Raw genomic sequence first — 7,590 nt, forward strand, 5'->3', positions numbered from 1 at the left:
ATGAATTTTCCTCCCTGAATTGGTGTAAGCAACTTTATTCTAACTGGAAAGTTCATATGTTTCTATTTTTTTGCGTAAAAATAGGTGTGAATGAATCTCTTCATCCACACCAAAAATTATACAGCCAAAACTACTTAAAAAGAGTTTTCTGATGCTTTTTTAAGTTAAGTTTGGGAAGGGATTTATCAAGTTAATTTTTTAAGGGGGGAATTGTGTTTATAGAAAAAGCTTGTTTTTAAAACTTAACATCGTTTACAATAAAGAAGTCATTGTCAGTAAAGTTCAAGTTAAATTTAAAGGAGTGAAACATGAAAGAAAAATTACGTCAGTCAACTTTTTTTGTGACGGGAAACAATCCACCACCAGTTGTTTCAGAGCAGCGGAAATACCTGTGGATTATCGGCTTCAGCTTACTATTAATTACGATTGGTGGGTTGATTGAAACGCCGAGAAATTTAGCTTGGGGGTTGTGGCAAATTCTAGTCTCATCCAGCGTCTTAGTCACTGATTATTTTGAGATTGCTAATACTGGAAGTGCTTTTCTAAATAGTGGTTTAGTCACCTTATCCAGCACCCTCTTAGCGAAGCGTTTAAATGTTAAATTAAGTGGCCCGGTGACGGCAGCCCTCTACACGATGTGCGGTTTTTCATTTTTCGGGAAAAACTTGTTAAATTCTTTGCCGATTATGTTAGGGGTACTGATTTTTGCTAGCTTACATAAAAAGAAGTTTTCAACTTATATTTTAGTCGCTTTCTTTGGTACAGCCTTGTCGCCGGCAGTTAGTTTAGTCGCTTTCGGCTTAGGTTTGAACATCGGGGTAGGCTTAGCGTTAGGACTAGCTGTGGGACTCTTAATAGGACTTTTATTACCAGCTTTAGCTGTCCATTTTTTAAGTTTTCATCAAGGCTTTAGTTTATATAATATCGGCTTCACAGCTGGAATTATTGGCATGTTTTTAACTGCTACTATGCGTTTAGCCGGCTTTGAGGTCATCAATGTGAGTCTTTTGTCCACAGGGAATAATCTGCTTCTCAGTGTCTTTTTATATAGTTCATTTGGGATTCTCTTTTTAATTGGTTTTTTTGCAAATAATCGCAGCTTAAATGGCTACCGTGGCTTAATAAAATCATCAGGGAAATTAGTCACAGATTTTATTGCCTTAGACGGGTATGGCATTACTTTAATTAATATGGCTAGTTTAGGTGTGTTTGCGACTTCCTACGTTCTGGCAGTCAGCGGAGAGTTAAATGGGGCGGTCATTGGGGGGATTTTCACTTTAGTTGGTTTCGGGGCGTTTGGCTGTCACTTACGCAATAGTTTGCCAATCTTTGTAGGGGTCTACTTAGCTTCCTTTCTGACTGGCACGGAAATCAATTCAACAAGTGCGTTGTTAGCGGCTTTGTTCGGCACAACTTTAGCACCAATTGCCGGTTATTACGGCGTCATTCCCGGAATCTTAGCCGGTAGTTTACACATGGCTTTAGTTAGTAATGTGGGCTTCTTACACGGTGGGATTAATCTCTATAACAATGGTTTTTCAGGAGGCTTTACGGCAGCCTTTTTAGTGCCAATTTTTGACAGTGTGAAAGATATGTTTGAAGAACGAGCACAAACTAAGTCGTAAAAATTTAGGAGGTACGTAAATGATTGAAGAGAGAAGAAAAGCTGAATTGATTTCTCATGAATTACTGCGCTATTTTTTTAATCATCAAATTGAAAAAATGGAAATGAGCATTGATTTTACTAAGAAAGGAACAACAGTGGCAGTTGTTGGGATTATCTCAGAACCGCCGAAAGATTTAGCTGAGTTTACGAGCTTGCTAAATGTGGAACGGGACGAAGATTTAGAAATGTATAGCCAAGGGCTAGTTGGTACCCACCATGAGTCGGAAGACTTTGCTTTATTAGGTTTGATGACCGACGATGCCGATGTGACCTTCAATAATCAGCGGTTGGAAATTACGCTGTATCGTGCCTACTTGTAAAGTGTTAATCATCACAACAATAAAAAATCTCAAACAACCCTTTTGTTCAGTCAGGTTTGTTTGAGATTTTTTTAGATGATGGGGAATAAAGTTAAATCTGGCAAGAACCGTCATCACAATTCGGAGCATTCGTTGGTTTAATTGCCTGGCTTTGTTCAGTGACTTGAGCCAGCACATTTTCAAAAACACTGATCGGTTGGGCACCACTTAAAGCATATTGATCGTCGATTAAAAAGAAAGGAACACTTTGAATGCCTAGTTCCATCGCTTTCGTTTGATCGACTCGCACAGGGGCTAAAAACTCTTGGGAATGAAAGACTCGGCGAACATCTTCAGGGTTTAAACCGACTTTTTCACCAATGGCGACTAAGGTTTCTTCATCGTTTAAAAAGGCACCGTCTCGGAAATAAACTTCCATGGCTGCTTCAACAAACTCATTGCCTTTACCAACAGTTTTGGCGAATTGGGCTAAGCGATGAGCATTAAAAGTATTTGTCATCTGCATAATGTCAAAATTGTAGTCGAGGCCAACGGCTGCTGCCATTTGAGTGATTTGCTCATTATTGGCTTTTGATTCTTCGTAAGAGATGCCGTATTTATTGGCAATTAATTGATGGATATCCACATCGTGATGGATCGCAGTCTGGGGATCTAATTCGAAACTATGGAAAATGATTTCCACATCTTGGCGATCACCTAAAGCGGCTTCTAAGTGTCTTTTGCCGATATAGCAGAAAGGGCAGGCAAAATCGGACCAAATATCTATTTTCATCGTAAATAACTCCTTTGTTATTTGCTTACATTTAATAAGCTTAATAGTTAAATTTTACCTTTGTTTTTCGACGCTGTCAAAAAATAGGATTGCATGTAGGGAACAGACGTTCTATAATAAAGGAGACGCATTAAGTTCAGGAGGAAAAGCAAATGAGGGGTTTAGATGTGATTGAAAGTTTGTATTTACCACTAGGGTGGCGCTTAACAAATATTGTTGAAGAAACTCAAAATCAAGAGTACGGAGGCTATCGTTTACAATTGAATCAAGTAGACATTCGTTTTAGAATTGCCAAAATCACCCCTAAAAAAATCGGGCAATTTGTCGCTTTTTGGGAGAAAATAGAAGGTGTCAATAGGCCCTATAGTTATGGCGAAAGCCCGGACTTGATTGTGATCTATACGGAAGAAAACGCTCATAAAGGCCACTTTGTTTTTCCGAAAGCAACTCTCAAAGAGCGAGGAATTTTAAGCGCTGAAGAAACAGTTGGTAAAATGGGCATTCGTATTTATCCCCCCTGGAACCAACCGACAAGTCTGCAAGGAAAAGCGACACAGCAGTGGCAACTCGCTTATTTTACGACTAATGGGGAAGAGATGGCGAGATTGTATCAAAAATAAGAGCTGGGACCTTAGTCCGCAGCTCTATTTCTTTGATTAAACGAAACTTGTATCGTTCCATTTTTCGATTGTAAATTCTGTCCCAGTAACATCACTGACAACAGTCGTGACACTCGTATTATCCAAAAAATCGCCTTTACGGACATCGGATAAGGGAATTCCTTGGAAAGTTTTTAATAAGGTTTGTAAAAATAAACCGTGAGAGACAATTAAAATATGACCCTCAGGGTCTTTTTGGGCGGCTTCCATAAAGACGGTTTTACCACGATCAATCAGAACTTGAAAGCTTTCGCCGCCAATCGCTGTTGGGTTGTAGAGGTGAGGGCGATGAACTAAATGTTGAAACTCTGCTTCGTGATGAAAATTAGCCTCAGGTAAGCCGTCCCAAATTCCAAATTCCATTTCTCGCAAGTCTTGAATTGTTTCAATCTCAAGAGGGCTAGAATGATTTTTTAGCAGTCTTTTAGCAGTGTCTTGAGCTCTTTTTTGAGGACTAACAAGAACTGTCGTAAATGGAACATCTTTGAGAAACGTCCCAACTAGTTCAGCGGCAGCTTCCCCTTCAGGTAATAATGGTGAATCAGCAATGCCACCTTGAAAGGTTTTGTTTTGATTAAAAATAGTTTTTCCGTGACGGACACAATAAAAAGTTGTCATTAAAATCCTCCTCTGTAATGGGGTGTCGGTATCCTAAATTTCTAAGATTCTGAAGTGCCTAGAATCTAAGAATTAAGGTCCTCCTCTGTAATTGGATGTCGGTATCCTAAATCCTTACGTGCTACTTCAGTCTCATCAATCCTTACGCGCTACTTCAGTCTCATCAATCTCTAAGGGGCAAGCCACCAAGAATTGAAGGTCTAAGGGGCAAGCCACCAAGAATTGAAGGTCTAAGTGGCAAGCTACTAAGAATTGAAGGTCTAAGCTTCTAAAGTTTCCAGAATCTTAGAATTCCGAACTTATAAGTCTATTATCGCCTATAATCGGGAATGTCTCAAGCTCATCAAAAAAAGCCCAGGAGGACAAAAACTCCAAGGGCTTTAAAAGGGGGGGCAATAGTAATAAGTAAGAAAGTCCCCAATGAAAGTTATCCCGAACTGATTGGTTATTTCTACTTACAAAAGATTAACCACAGACTAAACACTTTGAATTCTAATCTAAAGTTAATCTTTTTATAATATTCCCATATTTCAGCGAAAAAAACAAGGGTATTTTAGAAAAAAAGCTGAATTTTTAAAAGAATTAGTTTTTTTTGGTCACTTTGCCATAAAAAGCTAGTTGAAAGAATCAATTGACTTCTGGAAAGTTCCTTCGTTATAATACAGAAAGGAATCACAGGGAGAAAAATGGTTAGCCATTTTTCTGTTTTTTTGTGGGATTTACGAGGAGTAAGCCTTGTTTAAAAGAAATGGAGTGTTTAGATGTCGAACTTTTTTACAAAAGAACGAGTTCTCTCGTTGTTATATGTTGTTACAGGTGCATTTATTTTAGCGGTGTCGATAAACTCCGTCTTATTACCAAATCAAATCGTGGCCGGTGGGGCTAATGGGATTAGTATTATTATTAATCATCTATTCGGGATTACCCCGGCTCTAACCTTGTATGTCATCAATGGTCCGTTATTAATTTTATGTTTTTGGTTATTAGGGAAAGAAGTTGGTATGAAAACAATTTTTGGCAGTATGCTCTATCCCTTTTTTGTTGGCATCACAGCTAATTTTCCAGTGTTAACTTATAATCCTTTGTTAGCAGCTATTTTCGGCGGTATTATTACAGGCTTAGGTTTAGGCTTAGTGTTTAAAGGCAATGCCTCAACTGGTGGTACAGCAATTTTATCGCAAATTGTTAACAAGTATTTACGAATTCCTTTAGGGGTAGCTGTTTCATTTGTTGATGGCTTTGTGATTTTAGCTGCCTTAGTCGCATTCAATGTGGAGACAGTTCTATATTCCTTAATTAGTTTATTCGTGATTGGACGGGTAGTTGATTTAGTTCAAGTTAGTTTTGATCGTTCTAAAAATATTTTAATCATATCTAAAGAAACGGCTAAAATTGAAAGTTTAATTTTAGCTGAACTTGACCGAGGAGTCACTCGAATTCCGATCCAAGGTGGCTATCATAAAGGGGATCAAACAATGTTAATGTGTGTGATTCCGGAAAAAGAATTTCATAACTTACGAGAACAAGTGTTAAAACTCGATCCTCATAGCTTCGTCGTGGCCATGGCTGCAAGTGAAGTAATGGGTAAAGGCTTTAGTTTAGGCAGATAACCAAGTTTAATATAGAAGAGGTGTGACTATTGTCATGCCTCTTTTGTATTGAGCTTACTTTTTGTAAGCAATAAACTAGTGATTCAAATCTAATTATAGTAAAGTAGACATATAAACAAGAGAAGACTAATAGTCTTTGATTAGAGGGGGATTATTAATGGAAAAATATCGAATTAATCAAAAAGAAGGCATGGAGTTTGGCTTATATTCATTAGGTGATCATATGCCTAATCCTCTGAATCAAACACAGTTATCAAGTGAAGAGCGGATTCAAGAAATTATTGAAACAGCGATTTTTGCCGAAGAAGCTGGTTTAGATGTCTTTGGCTTAGGTGAGAGTCATCAAGAGTATTTTACATCTCAAGCTCATACTGTGATTTTAGGAGCCATTGCCCAAGGGACGAAAAAAATTAAAATAACTAGTTCAGCTAGTTTAGTCAGTGTGGCGGACCCTGTTAGAATGTACGAAGATTTTGCGACCTTAGATTTAATCTCTCACGGCCGTGCCGAAATTGTTGGCGGTCGCGGCTCTCGAGTCGGTGCTTATCATTTATTAGGTTACGACTTAGATGATTACGAAGAACTATTTGAAGAGAAGTTTGAATTGTTAAATAAAATTAATCAAGAAGAGCGAATTACTTGGGAAGGGAAATACCGAGGACCGTTAAAAAACGCTAAGATTATTCCTCAACCTCAAACTGGTTCCTTACCAATTTGGCGAGCTGTAGGGGGACCACCGGCAAGTGCAATTAAAGCTGGTTACGCAGGTGTGCCAATGATGTTAACAACTCTTGGTGGTCCAGCTAGTAACTTTAAAGTCGCTGTTGAGGCTTACCGGGAAGCAGCCCAAAGAAGTGGCTTTGAGGCGAGTCAGTTACCAATTGCTACAACGAGTCTGTTTTACACAGCCGAGACGTCACAACAAGCCTTAAGGGAATATTACCCCCATCTAAATGCGGGCATGATGAGAATTCGTGGCGGCGGCTATCCGAAACAACAATTTGCCCAAGCAACAGATTACCGAGATGCTTTAATGATTGGTAGTCCGCAACAAATTATTGAGAAGATGTTGTACCAATACGAACTATTTGGGCAACAACGGTTTATGGCTCAAGTTGATTTTGGTGGTGTTCCTTTAGCGCAAGTCAAGAAAAATATCGAATTGATTGCAATGGAGATTATGCCAGCAGTCAAGAAATATACGAAAGAAAATTAGGTGAAGTCAAGATGAAAATTGTTGGATTATCAGGGTCGAATTTAGGCTCAAAAACCCGTACGGCGATGGATTATACGATTGCAAAAATGAAAGAGCAGTACCCTTATCATGAAGTTACCTTAATTGATTTAGCTGACTACCCGCTAGTTTTTAGTGATGGTCGTAACTACTTTGAGTATGAAGGTCCAACGAAAGAAGTCTTAGAATTAATCATGGCGGCGGATGCCTTAGTCATCGGCACACCAACCTTTCAAGCTTCAATTCCGGCAACCTTAAAAAATGTCTTTGATTTGTTACCAGTCAATGCTTTTCGGGACAAAGTAGTAAGTGTGGTTGTTACGGCTGGTTCTGCCAAACATTATTTAATGGTGGAACAACAATTAAAACCCATACTTTCATATATGAAAGCCACCCTTGTTCCAAGTTACGTCTTTATTGAAGAAAAAGATTTTTTACGGAAAGAGATTATTAATGATGATATCTTATTTAGAATTGAACGATTAGTTGAAGACACAGTTATGTTAGTTGAAACCCAGAGTAAAATGCGGGAGTTAAGAGATGCTCAGTACGATTTTTAAATAAAAAGCAGGGACCGCTGACAGTAAAGTGTACCCCTTGTCAAGGACATAATAAAAAAAGTGGTATGAATTGTGTAAAGATGATTCCCAAAATTTGGGGATCATCTTTTTTATACTTTGAATGTTTCGTAATATTTTTGAGGTGTCAATC

8 protein-coding genes are annotated in these 7,590 nt (G+C 38.4%); 6 read left to right on the forward strand and 2 right to left on the reverse strand.

Annotated features, from left to right (window positions below; translation table 11 throughout):
* Nucleotides 1–308: 308 nt before the first annotated feature.
* Both CBF35_RS14730 and CBF35_RS14735 read left to right on the forward strand, forming a co-directional pair.
* Nucleotides 309–1,625 (forward strand): DUF1576 domain-containing protein, encoded by a 1,317-nt coding sequence (locus CBF35_RS14730; RefSeq protein WP_126782572.1) that lies wholly within the window; start codon nucleotides 309–311, stop codon nucleotides 1,623–1,625.
* A 19-nt stretch (nucleotides 1,626–1,644) separates the two neighbouring features.
* Nucleotides 1,645–1,986 (forward strand): hypothetical protein, encoded by a 342-nt coding sequence (locus CBF35_RS14735; RefSeq protein ID WP_126782574.1) that lies wholly within the window; start codon nucleotides 1,645–1,647, stop codon nucleotides 1,984–1,986.
* Nucleotides 1,987–2,077: 91 nt separating this feature from the next.
* On the opposite strand, the gene CBF35_RS14740 is transcribed toward CBF35_RS14735, so the two are convergent.
* Nucleotides 2,078–2,758 (reverse strand): DsbA family oxidoreductase, encoded by a 681-nt coding sequence (locus CBF35_RS14740; RefSeq protein ID WP_126782576.1) that lies wholly within the window; start codon nucleotides 2,756–2,758, stop codon nucleotides 2,078–2,080.
* 152 nt (nucleotides 2,759–2,910) lie between these two features.
* Here CBF35_RS14740 and CBF35_RS14745 point away from each other — a divergent pair, with 152 nt between their 5' ends.
* A complete protein-coding gene (locus tag CBF35_RS14745; protein WP_126782578.1) occupies nucleotides 2,911–3,378 on the forward strand; it encodes a MepB family protein in 468 nt (155 codons plus the stop codon).
* A gap of 36 nt (nucleotides 3,379–3,414) precedes the next feature.
* Here CBF35_RS14745 and CBF35_RS14750 read toward each other — a convergent pair whose 3' ends face one another.
* Nucleotides 3,415–4,035 carry a histidine phosphatase family protein gene (locus CBF35_RS14750; RefSeq protein WP_126782580.1) on the reverse strand — a complete coding sequence of 207 codons (621 nt, stop codon included), beginning with the start codon at nucleotides 4,033–4,035 and terminating at the stop codon, nucleotides 3,415–3,417.
* Nucleotides 4,036–4,796: 761 nt separating this feature from the next.
* Between CBF35_RS14750 and CBF35_RS14755 the strand changes: the two genes are divergently transcribed.
* The 3 genes from CBF35_RS14755 (at nucleotide 4,797) to CBF35_RS14765 (ending at nucleotide 7,439) form a co-directional block, all read left to right on the forward strand.
* Complete coding sequence (locus CBF35_RS14755; RefSeq protein WP_126782582.1) at nucleotides 4,797–5,645, forward strand: YitT family protein; 849 nt, start codon at nucleotides 4,797–4,799, stop codon at nucleotides 5,643–5,645.
* A 157-nt stretch (nucleotides 5,646–5,802) separates the two neighbouring features.
* Nucleotides 5,803–6,861: an LLM class flavin-dependent oxidoreductase gene (locus CBF35_RS14760; RefSeq protein WP_126782584.1), complete on the forward strand. Its 1,059-nt coding sequence runs from the start codon at nucleotides 5,803–5,805 to the stop codon at nucleotides 6,859–6,861.
* Nucleotides 6,862–6,872: 11 nt separating this feature from the next.
* On the forward strand, nucleotides 6,873–7,439 hold the full coding sequence (locus tag CBF35_RS14765) for an NADPH-dependent FMN reductase (protein WP_126782586.1): 567 nt from the start codon (nucleotides 6,873–6,875) through the stop codon (nucleotides 7,437–7,439).
* Nucleotides 7,440–7,590: the final 151 nt, after the last annotated feature.

It is taken from the genome of Vagococcus salmoninarum, from assembly GCF_003987495.1.
Classification (GTDB): Bacteria; Bacillota; Bacilli; order Lactobacillales; family Vagococcaceae; genus Vagococcus_D; species Vagococcus_D salmoninarum.

What these genes read in the sequence shown, in the direction of transcription:
- CBF35_RS14730 (WP_126782572.1), top strand. Translation starts at nt 309, where the DNA reads ATGAAAGAAAAATTACGTCAGTCAACTTTTTTTGTGACGGGAAACAAT.
- CBF35_RS14735 (WP_126782574.1), top strand. Translation starts at nt 1,645, where the DNA reads ATGATTGAAGAGAGAAGAAAAGCTGAATTGATTTCTCATGAATTACTG.
- CBF35_RS14740 (WP_126782576.1), bottom strand. Translation starts at nt 2,758, where the DNA reads ATGAAAATAGATATTTGGTCCGATTTTGCCTGCCCTTTCTGCTATATC.
- CBF35_RS14745 (WP_126782578.1), top strand. Translation starts at nt 2,911, where the DNA reads ATGAGGGGTTTAGATGTGATTGAAAGTTTGTATTTACCACTAGGGTGG.
- CBF35_RS14750 (WP_126782580.1), bottom strand. Translation starts at nt 4,035, where the DNA reads ATGACAACTTTTTATTGTGTCCGTCACGGAAAAACTATTTTTAATCAA.
- CBF35_RS14755 (WP_126782582.1), top strand. Translation starts at nt 4,797, where the DNA reads ATGTCGAACTTTTTTACAAAAGAACGAGTTCTCTCGTTGTTATATGTT.
- CBF35_RS14760 (WP_126782584.1), top strand. Translation starts at nt 5,803, where the DNA reads ATGGAAAAATATCGAATTAATCAAAAAGAAGGCATGGAGTTTGGCTTA.
- CBF35_RS14765 (WP_126782586.1), top strand. Translation starts at nt 6,873, where the DNA reads ATGAAAATTGTTGGATTATCAGGGTCGAATTTAGGCTCAAAAACCCGT.